Source organism: Streptomyces sp. NPDC002125 (genome assembly GCF_053593715.1).
Window position 1 is genome coordinate 86,782 of sequence record NZ_JBSFDD010000008.1, and the last position, 17,637, is coordinate 104,418.

The following is a 17,637-nucleotide window of genomic DNA, read 5'->3' on the forward strand; positions in this document are numbered from 1 at the left end:
CAGCACGCCGGACCAGGTACGCCGACGCGGGCGCAAGCACGCCGGACCAGGTACGCCGACGCGGGCGCAAGCACGCCGGACCAGGTACGCCGACGCGGGCGCAAGCACGCCGGACCAGGTACGCCGACGCAAGCCAGGCAGCCGGACACCGCGGGCGGCGAGTCCGTCTGCTCAGGCCTCCGCGGGCGGCGAGCCCGTCGGCTCAGGCCTCCGCGGGCTGGCGGACGTTTGCGTTCACCCAGTCGACGATCGAGGCGGTCGTCGCGCCCGGGGTGAAGATCTCCGCGACGCCCTGCTCCTTCAGCGGCGCGATGTCCGCCTCGGGAATGATGCCGCCGCCGAAGACCTTGATGTCCTCCGCGTCGCGCTCCTTCAGCAGCTCGATGACCTTGGCGAACAGAGTGTTGTGCGCACCGGAGAGGATCGAGAGCCCGACGGCGTCGGCGTCCTCCTGGATCGCCGTGTCCACGATCTGCTCGGGGGTCTGGTGGAGCCCCGTGTAGATGACCTCCATGCCCGCGTCCCGCAGCGCCCGTGCGATGACCTTGGCCCCTCGGTCATGGCCGTCGAGGCCCGGCTTCGCCACCACCACACGGATCGGACCGGTCACACCCATCAATGCCTCCACATGCGTCTCCCGCGCCTGGCGGCCCGGGGATGTGAACGAACGTTATCCACAGCATCCCGCACGGCGTCGTTTCGCGGTGGACCGGGAGGGGGAAATCACACATGGGACATGTTCGCCAAGCGTCGTTCCCCGCATCGAGCGGCCCACGGGCCTCGCGGAGACCGCCGCCAGGGGAGCCGCAACGAGGTCGCCGTACCACCGCGCCGTCAGCCGCACGGCACGGTGGTACGGCCCCCGGCCGCACCAGAGCCGCCGACCGCCTCCGCAGCGACCCGATGAGGGCGTACGGGGAAGGGAGCCGCCTCCCCCGCATGCCAGTGCAGGAGGTCGGCCATGAAGGTCCTGTCCTTCCTACCCCTACTGCTGCGCAGCACCTGTCTGCGCCCCGCCTGGCTGTCATCGACGCTGGTCAGAGCCACCGCGCTGGAGCTGGTGATCCTGGCCGGGCATGTACTCATCTACCCCTCGGGCCTCACCCCCGAGCGCCGCGGCCCCGCACCCGAGCCCGGCGACGGCGACGGGGACGGCGCCCAGGGCGGCACGGGGGACGGCTCCGGCGACGGCGCCGGGCTCGGCGCGGCCATGGGGCCGGACACTTCCGACGGAATCACCCGTTCGGCCGACACGACCGCGCTGCCCACCAGCATCGGCGAGCATCCACCCGTCGTCCTCCTGCACGGTTTCATCGACAACCGCTCCGTCTTCGTGCTGCTGCGCCGCTCCCTGGCCCGGCACGGCTGGCGCCATCTGGAGTCGCTCAACTACTCGCCGCTGACCTGCGACATCCGCACGGCGGCCGAGCTGCTCGAACGCCACGTCGAGGAGATCTGCGCCCGCACGGGGCATCGCCGGATCGACATCGTCGGCCACAGCCTCGGCGGCCTGATCGCGCGGTACTACGTGCAGCGGCTCGGCGGTGACCGGCGGGTGCGCACCCTCGTCACGCTCGGCACCCCGCACAGCGGCACGGCGGTCGCCCCGCTGGCCGGCGCGCACCCCATCGTCCGCCAGATGCGCGGCGACTCCGATCTGATCGCGGAACTGCGCCGCCCCGCCCCGGGCTGCCGGACGCGGTTCGTCAGCTTCTGGAGCGAGCTGGACCGGGTGATGCTCCCGGTCGAGACGGCCTGCGTCGACCACCCCGACCTCGACGCCGTGAACGTGCGCGTCACCGGTATCGGTCATCTCGCGCTTACGGTCCATCCGGCCGTCGCGTCCGCGATCCGTCAGGCACTCGAGTCCGACGGTGCGGCCATCAACGTCCCGGGAGCCGCTTCCGTCGCCTGAGCGGGACCGCTTCCGTCGCCTGAGTGGAGCCGCCTCCGCCGCCCGAGCGGGACCGTCTCCGCCGCCCGAGGCCGTCCCCCCGCACGCCCAAACCCCCGGAAAAATAGAACTACTTTCGAACATAGAGCCAAGCCTGGCTCCGCCGTCCACCGAAAGGCGTCCGATTGCCCGTTTCCTGAGGGGCCGGAAGCCGCCGAAGATTGTCGTCCCCTCGTACTGCCGGGTACAGTCGCGGCCACTGCTCACCCCGGGATCCCCCACCGGACCCCGGAACAGGTCCTGCTGCCGAGGCGAGAGAGAAGTTGGTGAACGACCAGCACCCCCACGCCGGGTATGCCGGATACGACAGCCATTCCACCGGCTTCGACACCGACCCGCTCTTCGGAACACTGCCGGGTCAGCACGACACCAGCCCTGAGACGGCGTACGGCAGCGGTTACGCCACGGCGTACGACAGCAGCGGCTACAGCGCTTACGACGCCTCCCCGTGGGAGACCGGAGCGCATCAGCAGGCCTCGTACGACGCCTACGGCGCGCAGGCCCACCCGCAGGCGCCGCAGGGTTACGACACCACGGCGGCCTGGATGCCCGAGGACGGGATCCCCGCGCAGGCCCCCGCCCCGGACGCCACGGGCCAGTGGGACACCAGCGGCTGGGACCACACCGGCCAGGCCGACCAGTGGGCGACGGGCGACACGGGCGCCTTCCCCACCACGACCTTCGACACCACGGCCTACGCGACCGGCACGTTCGCCGTCCCCGCCTTCGAGGGCACGGGATACGAGGGCTTCGAAACCGCCGACACCGGTGCCTACGACGCGACCGCCTGGAACACCGGCGCCACGCCCGAGACCACGGCGTACGCACCCGAACAGACGTCGTATCCCGCGCACGAACACCAGTCGGCCGCCTACGCCCCGTACGAAACAGCCGAGTTCGGCGCGCACGACGCCCGCGGTCACGATGACACGCCCGGCCTGCACGACACGCTCGGCGCCCACGACACGACAGCTGACGCCTACGACGAGGCCCCGGTGGCCGACGAGGCCGATCCGCTGCCGGACGTCATCGATCTCACCGCGGGCCACGCCTCCGGGGCCGCCTCCACCGCCGCCCGCCCGGTCGGCCGGTCGGCCGCCCCGCGTGGCGGAGGCCGAGGACGGCGGCGTACCCCGGCGAAGCGTTCCGCGCTCCTCACCGTGGCCGTGCCCTCCGCCTGCGTCATGAGCGTCGCGGGTATCGCCGCGGCCTCCGTGAGCGGCATCGGCGGCGAGGAGACGAAGGGCGAGACCGCCTCCATGACGGCTGCCGACGTCGTCAAGCCGGCCGTGGCCAACAACGAGCTGGACACCCAGCTCGCCGCTCTCAACGCCGACGCCGAGAATTTCGCGGACCGCGCCAGCCGCACCCAGGAGCGCATCGACCTGAGGGAGCGCCAGGCCGCCGAGAAGAAGAAGCGCGAGGAGGAGGCGGCGCGCCGCGAGGCCGCCCGTCCCAAGTTCGCACTGCCCGTGAAGCAGCACGGCCTCAGCGCCACCTACGGCCAGGCCGGGGTGAACTGGATGTCCGCGCACACGGGCATCGACTTCCCGGTCTCCTACGGCACCCCCGTGATGGCGGCGACCGACGGCACCGTGCGCACCCAGTTGAACAGCGCGTACGGAAACATGGTGATCGTCACCGCCGCCGACGGCACCGAGACCTGGTACTGCCACCTCAGCACCGCGCGCATCCGTTCCGGTTCGGTCAAGGCCGGTGACGTCATCGCCTACTCGGGAGACTCCGGCAACTCCACCGGACCCCACCTGCACTTCGAGGTACGGCCCGGTGGCGGCTCTGCGATCGACCCGCTGCCGTGGTTCCGCAGCCACGGCATCAACCCGTACTGAGCCCTGCGCCGGAACCCGCACCCGGACCCGTGCCGCGTCAGGGGCAAGGGCTGCTGCCCCCGCCCCTGACGCGCCGGCGGGTCAGAGCTTCTCGACCGGGGCGTACCGCAGCAGGAGCTTCTTGGGCCGCTCGTCGCCGAAGTCGACCGTCGCCTTCGCCTGGTCGCCGAACCCCTCGACCGCCGTCACCGTGCCCAGCCCGAACTGATCGTGCGTGACCCGGTCCCCGACCACCAGGGTGACCACCGGCTTCTCCGAGGTGCGCCGGGTCGCGAACCCCGAGGGACCGGACTTCGAGCGCGACGAGGACAGCGACGACGTGATCCCCGACGTGGGTCCCGCCGGAGCGGCCATCGGTCCCTTGCGCTTCCACTCCAGGTGCTGGTCCGGGATCTCCTCCAGGAACCGCGAGGGCGGGTTGTACGAGGGCTGGCCCCAGGCGCTCCGCATCGCCGCCCGGGTCAGATACAGCCGCTCGCGGGCGCGCGTGATGCCCACATAGGCGAGCCTGCGCTCCTCCTCCAGCTCCTTCACCTGGCCCAGCGCGCGCATGTGAGGGAAGACGCCGTCCTCCATGCCGGTCAGGAACACCACCGGGAATTCGAGGCCCTTGGCCGTGTGCAGCGTCATCAGCGTGATGACGCCCGAGCCGTCCTCGTCCTCGTCGGGGATCTGGTCGGAGTCGGCGACGAGCGCGACCTTCTCCAGGAACTCGGCGAGGGTCCCCGCGCCCTCCTCCTCCGCGCGCTCCTGCTCGAATTCGAGGGCGACCGCCGCGAGTTCCTGGAGGTTCTCGACGCGGGTCTCGTCCTGCGGGTCGGTGGAGGCCTGGAGTTCGGCGAGATAGCCGGTCCGCTCCAGGACCGCCTCCAGCACGACGGCCGGGCCCGCGCCGGACTCCACGATCGTGCGGAGCTCCTCCATGAGGGTGTTGAACCGCTTCACGGCGTTGGCCGAGCGGGCCGCCATTCCGTACGCCTCGTCGACGCGGCGCAGCGCCTGCGGGAAGGAGATCTTCTCGCGCATCGACAGGGCGTCGATCATCGCCTCGGCCCGGTCGCCGATGCCCCGCTTGGGAACGTTCAGGATGCGGCGCAGCGGGACGGTGTCCTCGGGGTTGGCGAGGACCCGGAGGTAGGCCAGGACGTCCCTGACCTCCTTACGCTCGTAGAAGCGCACTCCGCCGACGACCTTGTAGGGCAGTCCGACGCGGATGAAGATCTCTTCGAAGACACGGGACTGGGCGTTCGTGCGGTAGAAGACGGCGACGTCGCCCGCCTTCGCGTCCCCCGCGTCCGTCAGCCGGTCGATCTCGTCGGCGACGAACTGCGCCTCGTCGTGCTCGGTGTCGGCGACGTAGCCCGCGATCCGGGTGCCCTCGCCGGCGTTGGTCCAGAGGTTCTTGGGGCGGCGGCTCTCGTTGCGCTCGATGACGGCGTTGGCGGCGGAGAGGATCGTCTGCGTGGAGCGGTAGTTCTGCTCCAGCATGATCGTGGTCGCGTCGGGATAGTCCTCCTCGAACTGGAGGATGTTGCGGATGGTCGCGCCGCGGAAGGCGTAGATCGACTGGTCCGCGTCACCGACGACGCAGAGCTCGCCGGGGGCCTCGGCCTCTCCGGACGGGCCCACCAGCTCACGCACCAGGGTGTACTGCGCGTGGTTGGTGTCCTGGTACTCGTCGACCAGGACGTGACGGAAGCGGCGGCGGTAGTGCTCGGCGACGTCCGGGAACGCCTGGAGCAGGTGGACCGTGGTCATGATGATGTCGTCGAAGTCCAGGGCGTTGGCCTCGCGCAGCCGCGCCTGGTACAGCGCGTAGGCCTGGGCGAGAGTCTTCTCGAAGCCTCCCCCATTCTCGGCTTCGCTCGAATGGGAGGTGCCCCCAGCGGCCTGCCCGGCGAACGTCTCCTCGTCGATCAGCTCGTTCTTCAGGTTCGAGACCTTCGCCGTGAACGACTTCGGCGGGTAGCGCTTGGGGTCGAGGTCCAGATCGCGGCAGACCAGCGCCATCAGCCGCTTGGAGTCGGCGGCGTCGTAGATCGAGAACGACGAGGTGAAGCCGAGGCGCTTGGACTCGCGGCGCAGGATGCGCACGCACGCGCTGTGGAACGTCATGACCCACATGGCGTTGGCCCGCGGTCCGACGAGCTGCTCGACGCGCTCCTTCATCTCGCCCGCAGCCTTGTTGGTGAAGGTGATCGCCAGGATCTGCCCCGGGTGCACCCCGCGCTCGGCCAGCAGATGGGCGATGCGGTGGGTCAGCACCCTGGTCTTGCCCGATCCCGCGCCGGCGACGATGAGCAGCGGGGACCCGGCGTGCACGACGGCGGCGCGCTGCTCGGTGTTCAGCCCGTCGAGCAGCGCGGCCGAGTCGATGACGGGGCGCGGGGCGCCGTCGCGGTAGTACGCGTCGCGCGGCGGCGGAGGCGCGTCGAAGACGTCCTCGAAGAGGCCCTCGGGCACGGCTTCGGGGGCGTGTTCCTCCGGGGGCGGCGGGGGTCCGTCGTCCGACTGCTGGAGGCCGGTCAGGAAACTGTCGTCAAAGAGGCTGCTCATCGCCTCACGAGTCTAGGCGGCCGCACCGACAGCCCGGGGCCTCATCGGCGACAAGGGCCAAGGCCGTGCGCGTACCGAGACGGAACACCCACGGTGGGTGAGATTCCGGATACGGTCCGGGGCGCGCGGACCGCCTTCCGGAAAAGGTCACGAAAATGTATCGGGCATATCGAACATCAACCTTCACAGGGACACCACGGGTTGGCTAGCGTGCTCCGACGGGTGCCCCGTACCCCCTTGAGGCGAACCGCGCCGCACGGGCACCCCCGCCGAATCCGCACTCCCCCGGGAGCCCGGAACCGGGGACCCACACGCAGCACCGGGGTGAATCGGTCCGTCTCCACCGGACCGTAGGGCAGCCTTCCGTTCCGCCCGAACCCGACAGCTAACCCGGTAGGCGGTCCACGGAAGGAGATGCCGGCCTTGGCGTCGCATCGCAAGCCGCGCACCCGGGTGCGCACCACCACCCCTGCCGTCGGTCTCACGACCGCGGCGCTCGCCTCCGTCACCCTGCTGTCCACGCAGAGCGCCACGGCCGCCCCCGCCGAGCCGAAGCCCAGCATCGAGGAAGTCCAGAAGAAGGTCGACGCCCTCTACCGGCAGGCCGGCACCGCGACGCAGAAGTACAACGAGGCGAAGGCCGCGCAGACCGAGCAGCGCTCCAAGGTCGACGACCTGCTGGAGGCCGCCGCGAAGCGCGCCGACAAGCTCAACGAGACGCGCCGGGAGCTGGGCAACTACGCCGCCGCGCAGTACCGCAGCGGCTCGATCGCCCCGACGGCGACGTTCTTCCTCGCGGACGACCCGCAGTCGTATTTCGACCAGGACCAGCTGATGGCCCGGATGACCAGCCAGCAGCAGAAGGCGGTCGCCGACTTCCGTACGCAGCAGAAGGAAGCCGCGGCAAAGCGGGCCGAGGCGACGAAGAGCCTGGAGACGCTCACCGAGTCGCAGGCCACGCTGCGCACCAGCAAGCAGGACGTGCAGGCGAAGCTCTCCGAGGCCCGCACGCTGCTGTCGAAGCTGACCGCCGAGGAGAAGGCACGGCTGGCGGAGCTGGAGCGCAAGAAGGAGGCGGAGGCGAAACGCAAGGCCGAGGAACTGGCCAGGCAGCAGGCCGCCGCCGCGAAGGAGAAGGCCGACCAGGCGGCCGAGGAGGAGGCCGCGAAGGAGGAGGCGGGCACGGAGACCGGCGGCACGGGCTCCGACAGCGGCTACGCCTCGAAGGCCGACAAGGTCCTCGCCTTCGCCGCCGCCCAGATCGGCAAGCCGTACGTCTGGGGGGCGACGGGCCCGTCCTCGTACGACTGCTCCGGGCTCACCCAGGCCGCCTGGAAGGCGGCCGGCGTCGATCTGCCGCGCACCACGTGGGACCAGGTCGAGGTGGGCACCCGGGTGGCCACGGCGGACCTCCAGCCGGGGGACCTGGTCTTCTTCTACGACGACATCAGCCACGTCGGCATCTACAAGGGCGACGGCATGATGATCCACGCGCCGAAGCCGGGTGCGAACGTCCGCGAGGAGTCGATCTACTACATGCCGATCTACGGCAGCGTGCGCCCGGCGTAGCCTCGCCGCCCGCACACGGCGGGGGGCCCGGAAGTGATCCCCCGGGCCCCCCGCCGTGCGACCGCCTGCCGCTCAGGTCCAGAGCGTGGCGATGAAGATGTTGGCGACCGTCAGCCCGCCGACCGCGGCGAACGCGCCCTTCTCCACCTTCTCCTCGTCCCGCTTCACATAGACGAGCGCCAGGATCACGATCAGGACCAGCAGCTTCACGCCGATCTTGATGTTGTTCACGGTCTGGTCGTCGGCCTGGTTGAGGCCGACGAGGGCGACGCCCGTCACGAGCATGGTGAGCGCGCCGTGCAGCATGGCCGGCACGAAGCGCGCCGTACCCGCCCCCATGGCCTTCATCTGGGTCAGGAAGCCGCCCAGCAGGGAGGCGATACCGATGATGTGCAGGGCCACGAAGACATTGATGAGTACGTCCATGGCCGCAGCCTAACCACGCCCATACCAGCACTCTTCGGCCAGGTACGACTTCCCGATGAATTGCCCCCGAGCCTGCGCGGATTGTCGGACTCCGGTTGATTTTTCCGGTCACTCGGCGGAAGTGAAACAGCACATGCGGGCAATAGCTGTCATTACGCCTCTTCCCGGCGCCCCGGGTTTAGCGTCCCTCCCAGGTGACCGACTCTGCACCGCCGCCCCGTACCGGGTGGCACCCCGGTCACCCCGCCGGGAGATCCGGCGGCGGGCCGCTCCCCCCTGTGGTGGCCCGTCGCCGGACCCGGGCGGGCCCGCCGGTACCCCCCGACGGGCAGTCGAACGGAAGGACGCACCACCCTCGTGGCCGCGCATCGAAAACCCGCTCACCGCAAGCCCAAGCAGAGTCTGTTCTCCGGCCCTGCTGCCCGCACCGCCGCGACGCTCGCCCTGGCCGGGGCCGCCACCGCGACCTGCCTGGACGGCGCCGCCCAGGCGGAGCCCCAGCTCACCCCGGCCCAGGTCAAGGCCAAGGTCGACCGGCTGTACCACGAGGCCGAGGCGGCCACCGAGAAGTACAACGGCGCCAAGGAGACGGCGGCCCGCTCGGAGAAGTCCGTCGACGCGCTGCGCGACGAGGCCGCCCGCAGGACCGAGCGCCTCAACACCGCGCGTGACGCCCTCGGCGCGTACGCCACCGCCCAGTACCGCAGCGCCGGCGTCGACCCCGCCGTGCGGCTGGCCCTCTCCTCCGACCCGGACGAGTATCTGGAGCGCGCCTCCTTCGAGGACCGGGCGGGCGACCGTCAGGCGGGCGCGATCAACGGCGTACGCCGGCAGATCAGCGACCTCGCGCAGGTGCGTGCCAGGGCCGAGGACGAGCTGGAGGTCCTCGCCGCCCGCCGGGCCGACCTGAAGAAGCACAAGGACGAGGTCCGGACCAAGCTGTCCGGCGCCCGGAAGCTGCTGGCCACCCTCACCGCCGCCCAGCGCGCCGCCTACGAGCGTTCCGCCGACGCCGCGCACGGCGGCACGGACCGCGCCGACCGGAGCGCCCCGCGCGGCTCCGTGGCCGCGCCCAACGCCCGCGCGGCACAGGCCGTGGACTTCGCGTACGGGGCGCTCGGCAAGCCGTACGTCTGGGGCGCCACCGGGCCCTCGTCCTTCGACTGCTCGGGGCTCACCCAGGCCGCGTGGCGCGCAGCGGGGGTGTCCCTGCCGCGTACCACGTACACCCAGATCAACGCGGGCCAACGCCTCTCCCGCTCCGAACTGGCCCCGGGCGACCTGGTGTTCTTCTACCCGGGAGTCACCCATGTCGGGCTCTACATCGGCGGCGGGCAGATGATCCACGCCCCGCGCCCGGGCGCGCCCGTACGTATCGCGCCGATCTCCGAAATGCCTTTCGCGGGAGCGACCCGCGTCGCATAGGCTCCCGGCCTCATGGACACAGCCATCCAGAACTACGTGCGTACGCTCACGCTCAGCTCGCCGGACCACTACCGGGTGGGCCCGTTCACCGTGCGCCACAACCCGGGCTGGGAGCTGAAGTTCGCCAACTACGCCATCCCGGACCAGGGCGCCGAACCGACCGCCGGGGACATCGCCGACCTGGTCACGGCGTTCCGCGAGCACGAGCGGCTGCCCCGGCTGGAGTTCCTGCCCAGCTGGGCGCCCGCCGTCGAACCGGCCCTGCTGGCGGCCGGTTTCACGGTGGAGAGCCGCGCCCCGGTCATGGCCTGTGCCCCCGACGGCCTCCTCCCGCCGAAGCCGGTGGACGGCCTGCGCGTCTCCGAGCCGGTCACCGCCGATGAGTTCACCGCCGCGGCGGCCGTCCAGCACACCGGATTCGGCGGTGAGGGCGGGCCGGACGACGGAGAGATCGCCTGGCTGCGCGGGGCGAGCGCGGGCGGTGGGGTCTCGGCCCTCGCCACCCTGGACGGCCTGCCCGCCGGCGCGGGCGGCTGCTCGGTGCCGGCCGACGGCATCGGCGAACTGGCCGGACTGGCCGTCGTCGAGGCCTTCCGCCGCCGGGGCGTCGGCGCGGCGCTCTCCGCCTGGCTGACCCGCACCGCCTTCGAGCGCGGTTTCCACACCGTCTGGCTGGAACCGGGCGGCCCCGACGTCGAGCGGGTCTACGCGGGCATCGGCTACCGCAGGACCGGCGAGAAGCTCAACATCTCGCTCGGTCCCGGGTGAGCGCGTACCGGATGAGCGCGGGGCTCAGACCAGCCGCCGCGCCGTCGCCCACCGGGTCAGCTCGTGCCGGTTGGACAGCTGGAGCTTGCGCAGCACGGCCGAGACGTGTGATTCGACCGTCTTCACCGAGATGAACAGCTGCTTGGCGATCTCCTTGTACGCGTATCCCCGGGCGATCAGCCGCAGCACCTCGCGCTCGCGCTGCGTCAGCCGGTCCAGGTCCTCGTCGACGGGGGGCGCGTCCGTGGAGGCGAAGGCGTCGAGGACGAAGCCGGCCAGCCGGGGCGAGAACACCGCGTCGCCGTCCTGGACCCGGAAGACGGAGTCGACGAGGTCGGCGCCGGTGATGGTCTTGGTGACATAGCCGCGCGCACCGCCCCGGATGACGCCGATGACGTCCTCCGCCGCGTCCGAGACGGACAGCGCCAGGAAGCGCACGGGGTTCTCCACCGCCCCCATCATCGGGGCGCAGCGCCGCAGCACCTCCACGCCGCCGCCGCCCGGCAGGTGCACGTCGAGGAGCACGACCTCCGGGCGGGTCGCGGTGATCACGGTGACCGCCTGGTCGACGTCGGCGGCCTCGCCGACGACCTCGACCCCCGTCTCGTCGGTGCGGCCGATCTCGGCCTGGACGCCGGTGCGGAACATCCGGTGGTCGTCGACGAGCACCACCCGTACCCGGCGCTCCGGACCCCCGGCCGCTTCGGTGTTCTCGGTCATTGACTCGCCCTCTCCATCTCCAGCTCGACTTCCGTGCCCCCGCCGGGCACCGAACGCAGCCGCGCGGTACCGCCGTTGCGCTGCATCCGGCCGATGATCGATTCCCGTACGCCCATCCTGTCGTCCGGGACGGCGTCCAGGTCGAATCCCGGCCCCCGGTCCCGTACGGAGACGAAGACCGTGCGGCCCTCGACCTCCGCGTACACCTGGACGGCGCCGCCCTCGCCACCGTACTTGGCGGCGTTGACCATCGCCTCGCGTGCGGCCTGCATCTGTGCCACCAGCTTCTCGTCGAGCGGGCAGTCGCCGACGACGACGACCTCCAGCGGGACGCCGTGCTTGTCCTCGACCTCGGCGGCGGCGCGTTTCACGGCCTCGGCGAGGCTCGACGGCTCGTCGTCCTCCTCCTTGCCCGTGCCCGCCGGGTTGTAGAGCCAGTTGCGCAGCTCGCGTTCCTGGGCGCGGGCGAGCCTGCGGACCTCGCCGCCGTCGTCCGCGCTGCGCTGGATCAGGGTGAGTGTGTGCAGGACGGAGTCGTGGACGTGGGCGGCGACCTCGGCTCGCTCCTGGGCCCTGATGCGCATCAGGCGCTCCTCGGAGAGGTCCTGCGTCATCCGTACGAGATAGGGGCCCGCGAGCAGCGCGATGCCGGTGAGCACGGCGATGGCGGCGGTCAACGCGGTGCCGAGCTGGGCCGCCGAACCCCGCACCACGATGAAGGCGGCCAGGCCGAGGCCGACGAGCGCGACTCCCGCCAGCCCTCGGGCCAGGTGCAGCACCCGGCGGCGGCGGCCGACCTCGATCCACTGGGCGCGGCGCGCGTTGTCCGCCTGGCGCCACACCAGGACGGAGCCCGCTCCGATCAGCAGCGCCGGCCAGACGTAACGGTCCGCCTTGCTGCCCATGTCGACGTTGCCGACGAAGACGGCGGCTCCGATGAGGAGCGCGATCAGCGCGAAGACCTGGCCCTTGTCGGGCTTGCGGAGTCTGCGCCGTCCGTCGGGGGCGGTCTCGAAGAGGGACTTCGGTGTCTCCACCCCGCCGACGCCGAGCGGGACGACGATCCAGAACACGGCGTAGAGGAGCGCGCCGAGCCCGTCCGCGAGGAACAGGCCGAGGAAGACGAACCGGACCCAGACGACGGGCAGGCCCAGGTGTCCGGCGAGCCCGCGCGCGACACCGCCGAGCATCCGCCCGTCGGCGCTGCGGTACAGCTTGCGCGGCGCCGGTTCCTCCGGCTCCGGGGCGTGGGAGCTCGGCGCTCGGGTCGTGGCTGCTGGCATGGTCCGATCGTCACACGTCCGGGGCCGCTCCGGCATCAGGGTCTGCCCGGACTCGACCCTGAGTGCCTGGCCTCCGCACGCACGGGCCCCCAGGGGCCGGCGGGGCGCAATATCAGGGACGGGCCAGGGTCGTCGCGGGTCCCACACGGGCGTACGGACCGTCACCATGGACCCATGAGCGTTCCCCAGGACACCTCGCCGGGTGTCACTCCGCAGCCCGAACCGGCTCCGCGGCTGCGGCGCAGCCCGCGGCAGAAGGTGGTGGCCGGGGTCTGCGGCGGGCTCGGCCGGTACTGCGACGTGGACCCGGTGATCTTCCGGATCGTGCTCGGCGTCCTCGCGGTGACGGGCGGCATCGGACTGATCTTCTACGGCTTCGCCTGGCTGCTGCTCCCCCTGGAGGGCGAGGAGGAGAACGAGGCGCGACGGCTGCTGTCGGGGCGGGTCGAGGGTGCCTCGCTGATCGCCCTGCTCCTGGCGCTGGTCGGCTGCGGGCTGCTGCTGTCGATGCTGCACAACGGCGGGATGCTGGCCTTCGCCGCGATGCTCTCGCTGAGCGTCGTCGGTTTCTCGGTCTGGACGCAGCACCGCAGGACGGCGGTGCCCGAGGACGCTCCGGGTTCCTCTCCGAACGTCCCGAAGGGCCCACCGCACGCGCCAGGACACGGCGCCCCGCCGGAGGTGAAGGCACCGCCCACCCCGGGCGGCCCGTCCTGGTGGCGGGACCCGATCGTCAAGGACGGCACGACGGGCCCGGCGGGTACCGCCTATCTGTGGGGCCCCGCGAGCGCGGCGACCGAGGCATCGCGGCTCGGCAGGACCGGGGCGACGCCGCAATCCCCGTACCGCCCGCCCTACCGCGCTCCGGGCAACCGGGGGCCGCGTTCGATCGGCGGTCCCGTCTTCCTGGCCGCCCTGGTGGCGGGCGGTCTGGGCACGGGTCTGAGCTGGGGCACCCATCCTCTGGGGACGAGCCTGCAGTTCGGCCTCGCCGCTGCGCTCGCGGTGTTCGGCCTCGGCCTGCTGATCGCCTCGGTGATCGGCAGGACCGGGTTCGGCACGGTCCTGCTGGCCGTGATCACGGCGGGGCTGCTGGCGGGCGCGTCCGCCGTCCCGGAGGACATCGGCACCGACTGGGTCCGCGAGGAGTGGCGCCCGGCCTCCGTCGCCACGGTCGAGGCGCGCTACGAGCTGGGCACGGGGGACGCGAGGCTCGACCTCTCCCGGGTGGCCGTCCCGAAGGGCGACACCCTGCGTACGCACGTCGAGATCGGCGCGGGCCGTGCCCGGGTCGTGGTGCCCGCGGGGGTGACGGTGGAGGTGGACGCCCAGGTGGGCCTCGGCGACATCCGGCTCCCCTCGGACCCGCGCCAGGACGTGGACGTCGCCCCCGACCGCCACCGCCGGCAGACCCTCGAACCCTCCGGGGGCGGCGAGGCCGCGGGGACCCTCGAACTGCGCCTGGAAGCCGCGATCGGACAACTGGAGGTCATCCGTGCCACGTCATGAGTTCCGTCCCGGCCGCGCGGTGGCGGGCCTCGTCATGCTGGCCCTTGCCGGCGGTTACGCGGCGGACGCCGCGGGTGCGTGGAACGCCCCCTGGACGTTCTTCGCACCCCTGCTCCTCGGCGGGCTGGGGCTCGCGGCCACGGTGACGTGGGTGAGCTACAGGCTGCGCCGGCGCCGCGCCGCGAGCAGGGCGTCGGCGGAGGGCCCGACGGACCCCGCGAGCACGAGCGGCAGCCAGGCCATGAGGTAGACCAGGTCGTTGCCGTAGTAGTACGGCTCGGTCTGCCAGCTCACGGTCAGCCACAGGCTCAGCGAGATCAGGGCGCCGCCGAGGGCCGCGAGCCGTGACCAGAGGCCGGCCAGGGTGCCGAGACCGACGAGGAGTTCGCCGATCGCGATGGCGTAGCCGAAGCCTTCGGGGTTCTTCAGGGCCAGGTCGACGAGGCCGGGGATCGCCGAGCTGTCGCGCACGGCGCGCATCATCTCGCCGATGGAACCGGCCCCGCCCGCCGAGAAGAACGCGCTGTCGGTCAGCTTGTCGATGCCCGCGTACACGAAGGTGACACCGAGGAAGATCCGCAGGGGAAGGAGCGCGTACCGCCCCGCCTGGTCCCTGAGACCTCGCGGCCCGTCCACGCCGTAGGAACCGCTCCCGTACCCATGCATCACTGCCCCGCCTTCCGTTGGCCCTCCGTCAGACCATACGTACGTCAGTACGGCGCCGCTCACCAGGTGTGCGGGTCAGTCCGTGACGTCGATGAGGCAGGAATTCGTCTCCACGCCCGCCGCGGTGACGACCTGGACCTCGACGGTGCCGGGTTCGACCTCGACGGGCACCGGCACGGTGAGCACGGTGTCCGAGGGATTGGCGAAGCCTCCGTTGACCGGGATCAGGGGAACGTGGACGTGCACCCGGCCGATCCTGACGACGACCCGCGCCAGCCGGTCGGGGCTGCCCGCGCCCGGCGGCACGAACCCGGCGCCGCGGATCTCGATATCGTCGCCGGTACGGATCGGGGCGTCCAGGTCCCCCGCCTCCCTGGCCCGGACGACCGACAGGACGACCGGACGGCCGCCCTCCGCGTACTTGCCGGCGAAGTACGTCGCCGCCGAGACGGCGACCAGCACCGCCAGGCCCCACGGAAGGTCGGGCAGCTGTTCGGGGCGGCGGGCCAGCCGGACCGCCGAGAAGAGCACGGCGACAGCGCTGATCAGCACGTACTGCACATCGGTGAAGCTGCCCCGCCCGGAGTCGTCGGTCAGCAGGTCGGCGGCCCGGGGCCGGTCGGCGCGCAGCTTCTGCAGCCGCTGGGCGAGCACGCGCACGGTCACCACCCGGCGCACGAGGACGGCGACGGCGCACACCAGCGCGAGCACGGTCAGTACGCCCGCCGAGCGGACCAGGTCCAGCCCCTCGATCAGTTCGTCCCGGTCGGCGTGGTCGGAGGCGCCGGCCAGTTGCAGCGCGAGGACGAGGACGGCGAAGACGGCGAGCAGCACCCACGAGGCGGCGACCGTACGCGAGGTGGAGAGCCGGTTGTCCTCGCCGATCAGCGGGGCGAGGAGGCCGCCGCGGGCCCTGTGGAAGCGGGCGGCGCCGGTCAGCAGGCCCGCGGTGACGAGGCCGGCCACCAGGCCCGCGGTGCGGGCGGTGGACCAGCCGGCGCCGATGGCGGTGACGGCCTCGCCGATGACCAGCAGGGCGACGCCGCCCCAGACGGCCACGAGGGTGCGCACCCAGAGCGTGTGGAGCCAGGCGTCGCCGGCCTCACGGCTGTGCTCGGCGACCGCGCGGGCGGACTCGGTCAGCTCGTCCGACACCCACTGCCGGGACGCCGAGGCGGACTGTGCGACGCCTGCGGGAAGTCCCTGGCCCGCGGCGAGTTCGTCCCGCTTGGCGAGGAAGGCCGCCACCGCCCGCCGGTGCCCTTCGCGTGCTCCGTGCGGGCAGTCACCGCACGTACAGCTGCCGCCGTGCGCACTCTTCGCCCTCGCCTCGTCCAACGCCACGGAGAACGCCGCCCTTTCCCGCCCCGGTACAACCAACTCGCCTCTGATTCCTGCGAATTGTGCCGTACGGGGCGGCTCCGCCCCGCATCGGGGCGGCTCGGGGCCGCCAGGTGTACGGATGTGCGATTGTCAGCCGGCGAGTACGAGGTAGGCGAGGCCCAGCGTCCCCCGGTATCCGCCGTAGTAGCCGGTGCGGCGGTCGTCGACGGCCTCGGTCACCGCGGGGTGCAGCGGATGCTCCGGGTGGGCCAGGGCCCAGCGCTCGCCCCGGCCGATGTTGGCGGCCGACTCGAAGAGGTCCCACTCACGCTGGTCGGCCACGGTGACCTGGAGCGCCCTGAAACCCGCCGCCTCCGCCTGCCGGATCAGCTCCAGCAGCGAGCCGAAGTCCTCGGGCACGGCGCCCAGTCCCTCCAGCGCGGCGGGCGAGGGTTCGCGCTCCCAGAAGCCGTCCCCGAACAGCACCCGCCCACCGGGCCGCACCGCTGCCCGCAGGGCATTCAGCGCGTCAGGGGTTCCGCCGGGCCAGGCGTGCGAGGAACCGATGCAGACGGCGAGGTCGTAGCCGTCCCCCGTGTGTTCGGTGGCCGGGGTCTCGTGGAAGCGGACCCGGCCGGTGAGCCCCCGCTCCTCCGCGAGCCGCAGGCCGCGGGCGACGGCTTCCGGGTCGGTCTCGATGCCGTCCCCGGTGGCGTCCGGCGCCGCTTCGACGAGCCGCATCAGCAGCTCGCCCCAGCCACTGCCGAAGTCGGCGATGCGCGCGCCCGGGGCGGGCGCGCAGGCCGCGATCAGCGCGGCGGCGTGCTCCTCGGACAGCGGGGTGTTCCAGGTGAGGCGGTCGTTCCCGGGGGCGGACATGAGGGCGCGGACTTCGTCGTCGGACATCCGGGCAGCTTGGCACGGCGGCTGCGCGGCGGGCCATGCCTTTATCGCCGCCGGTTGATCGCCGTCAGGTCGATGTCCAGCGGGAACGGGACGGTCAGCGTGAGCTTGTCACGGTGGATGCCGGTGGGTACGTAGACCTCCAACGCTGGATCGATTTCGTAGACGTACACGATGGGCATGCCTTCGTCGTCCGCTTCCACCCGCCAGAAGTGCCGTACGCCGGCGGCGGCGTACTTCCGGGGCTTGACGTCGCGATCGCGTTCCACCGAGTCGTCCGAGACCACCTCGACTGCCAGCACGATGTCCTCGGGCCGGAACCAGGTCTGGCGGTGGCCCGTGTTCGCCTCGACGGGGAACACGAGCACGTCCGACTCGGGCCTGTTCTTCTCGTCCAGCTTGATCGTCATCTCGCGCAACACGTCCAGGTGAGCCGGCGCCTGGTCCAGAAGCGCGTTCTCGAACAGACGCATGGCACGCCCGTGAAAGGCGGTCTGCGGACTCATGAAGACGAGACTCCCGTCGATCAGCTCGGTGTGGGGCGGGAGGCCCGGAATTCGGTCGAGGTCGTCCGCGGTCCAGCCGCCTTCCGGCGGGACGGGCCACCGGTACGGCTGCTGCTGCTCGAGCCTGGGCTCGGGTGCGGCGCTCATGATTACTCCCATACGCCGAAGTCTCGTCTCTT

General features: G+C 71.9%; 15 protein-coding genes and 1 riboswitch. Of the genes, 6 read left to right on the plus strand and 9 right to left on the minus strand.

Features of this window, described 5'->3' with window-relative positions; all coding sequences use genetic code 11:
* Positions 1 to 202: 202 nt before the first annotated feature.
* Positions 203 to 616, minus strand: a complete 414-nt coding sequence (locus tag ACWCQM_RS16210; protein WP_073744384.1) for a cobalamin B12-binding domain-containing protein — start codon at positions 614 to 616, stop codon at positions 203 to 205.
* Between the two features lie 345 nt (positions 617 to 961).
* Between ACWCQM_RS16210 and ACWCQM_RS16215 the strand changes: the two genes are divergently transcribed.
* Together ACWCQM_RS16215 and ACWCQM_RS16220 are read left to right on the plus strand one after the other, a co-directional pair.
* On the plus strand, positions 962 to 1,915 hold the full coding sequence (locus ACWCQM_RS16215) for an esterase/lipase family protein (protein WP_450915944.1): 954 nt from the start codon (positions 962 to 964) through the stop codon (positions 1,913 to 1,915).
* Between the two features lie 305 nt (positions 1,916 to 2,220).
* On the plus strand, positions 2,221 to 3,804 hold the full coding sequence (locus ACWCQM_RS16220) for a peptidoglycan DD-metalloendopeptidase family protein (RefSeq protein WP_450915945.1): 1,584 nt from the start codon (positions 2,221 to 2,223) through the stop codon (positions 3,802 to 3,804).
* Between the two features lie 81 nt (positions 3,805 to 3,885).
* On the opposite strand, the gene pcrA is transcribed toward ACWCQM_RS16220, so the two are convergent.
* Positions 3,886 to 6,360, minus strand: coding sequence for a DNA helicase PcrA (gene pcrA / locus ACWCQM_RS16225; protein ID WP_450915946.1), 2,475 nt, complete (start codon positions 6,358 to 6,360; stop codon positions 3,886 to 3,888).
* Positions 6,361 to 6,617: 257 nt separating this feature from the next.
* A riboswitch (cyclic di-AMP (ydaO/yuaA leader) is annotated at positions 6,618 to 6,776 on the plus strand.
* Between pcrA and ACWCQM_RS16230 the strand changes: the two genes are divergently transcribed.
* A complete protein-coding gene (locus ACWCQM_RS16230) occupies positions 6,775 to 7,929 on the plus strand; it encodes an NlpC/P60 family protein (protein WP_450915947.1) in 1,155 nt (384 codons plus the stop codon). It overlaps the preceding riboswitch by 2 nt.
* Before the next feature lie 72 nt (positions 7,930 to 8,001).
* On the opposite strand, the gene ACWCQM_RS16235 is transcribed toward ACWCQM_RS16230, so the two are convergent.
* Positions 8,002 to 8,355, minus strand: coding sequence for a hypothetical protein (locus ACWCQM_RS16235; protein ID WP_073744376.1), 354 nt, complete (start codon positions 8,353 to 8,355; stop codon positions 8,002 to 8,004).
* A gap of 357 nt (positions 8,356 to 8,712) precedes the next feature.
* Between ACWCQM_RS16235 and ACWCQM_RS16240 the strand changes: the two genes are divergently transcribed.
* Complete coding sequence (locus tag ACWCQM_RS16240) at positions 8,713 to 9,780, plus strand: NlpC/P60 family protein (RefSeq protein ID WP_450915948.1); 1,068 nt, start codon at positions 8,713 to 8,715, stop codon at positions 9,778 to 9,780.
* Positions 9,781 to 9,792: 12 nt separating this feature from the next.
* A complete protein-coding gene (locus ACWCQM_RS16245; RefSeq protein ID WP_450915949.1) occupies positions 9,793 to 10,548 on the plus strand; it encodes a GNAT family N-acetyltransferase in 756 nt (251 codons plus the stop codon).
* A gap of 24 nt (positions 10,549 to 10,572) precedes the next feature.
* Here the strand turns inward: ACWCQM_RS16245 and ACWCQM_RS16250 are convergent, their stop codons facing one another.
* Both ACWCQM_RS16250 and ACWCQM_RS16255 read right to left on the minus strand, forming a co-directional pair.
* Positions 10,573 to 11,268 carry a LuxR C-terminal-related transcriptional regulator gene (locus ACWCQM_RS16250; protein ID WP_450915950.1) on the minus strand — a complete coding sequence of 232 codons (696 nt, stop codon included), beginning with the start codon at positions 11,266 to 11,268 and terminating at the stop codon, positions 10,573 to 10,575.
* A complete protein-coding gene (locus ACWCQM_RS16255) occupies positions 11,265 to 12,551 on the minus strand; it encodes a PspC domain-containing protein (RefSeq protein ID WP_450915951.1) in 1,287 nt (428 codons plus the stop codon). Before ACWCQM_RS16255 ends, ACWCQM_RS16250 begins: the two co-directional genes overlap by 4 nt.
* A gap of 174 nt (positions 12,552 to 12,725) precedes the next feature.
* Here ACWCQM_RS16255 and ACWCQM_RS16260 point away from each other — a divergent pair, with 174 nt between their 5' ends.
* Positions 12,726 to 14,060: a PspC domain-containing protein gene (locus tag ACWCQM_RS16260; RefSeq protein WP_450915952.1), complete on the plus strand. Its 1,335-nt coding sequence runs from the start codon at positions 12,726 to 12,728 to the stop codon at positions 14,058 to 14,060.
* Positions 14,061 to 14,216: 156 nt separating this feature from the next.
* On the opposite strand, the gene ACWCQM_RS16265 is transcribed toward ACWCQM_RS16260, so the two are convergent.
* The 4 genes from ACWCQM_RS16265 to ACWCQM_RS16280 all read right to left on the minus strand — a co-directional run bounded on the left by ACWCQM_RS16265 (position 14,217) and on the right by ACWCQM_RS16280 (position 17,605).
* A complete protein-coding gene (locus ACWCQM_RS16265; protein ID WP_450915953.1) occupies positions 14,217 to 14,726 on the minus strand; it encodes a DoxX family protein in 510 nt (169 codons plus the stop codon).
* 75 nt (positions 14,727 to 14,801) lie between these two features.
* A complete protein-coding gene (locus ACWCQM_RS16270; RefSeq protein WP_267074083.1) occupies positions 14,802 to 16,070 on the minus strand; it encodes a hypothetical protein in 1,269 nt (422 codons plus the stop codon).
* Between the two features lie 129 nt (positions 16,071 to 16,199).
* Complete coding sequence (locus ACWCQM_RS16275) at positions 16,200 to 16,955, minus strand: SAM-dependent methyltransferase (protein WP_450915954.1); 756 nt, start codon at positions 16,953 to 16,955, stop codon at positions 16,200 to 16,202.
* A 41-nt stretch (positions 16,956 to 16,996) separates the two neighbouring features.
* Positions 16,997 to 17,605 (minus strand): Uma2 family endonuclease, encoded by a 609-nt coding sequence (locus tag ACWCQM_RS16280; protein WP_450915955.1) that lies wholly within the window; start codon positions 17,603 to 17,605, stop codon positions 16,997 to 16,999.
* Between the last annotated feature and the right edge of the window lie 32 nt (positions 17,606 to 17,637).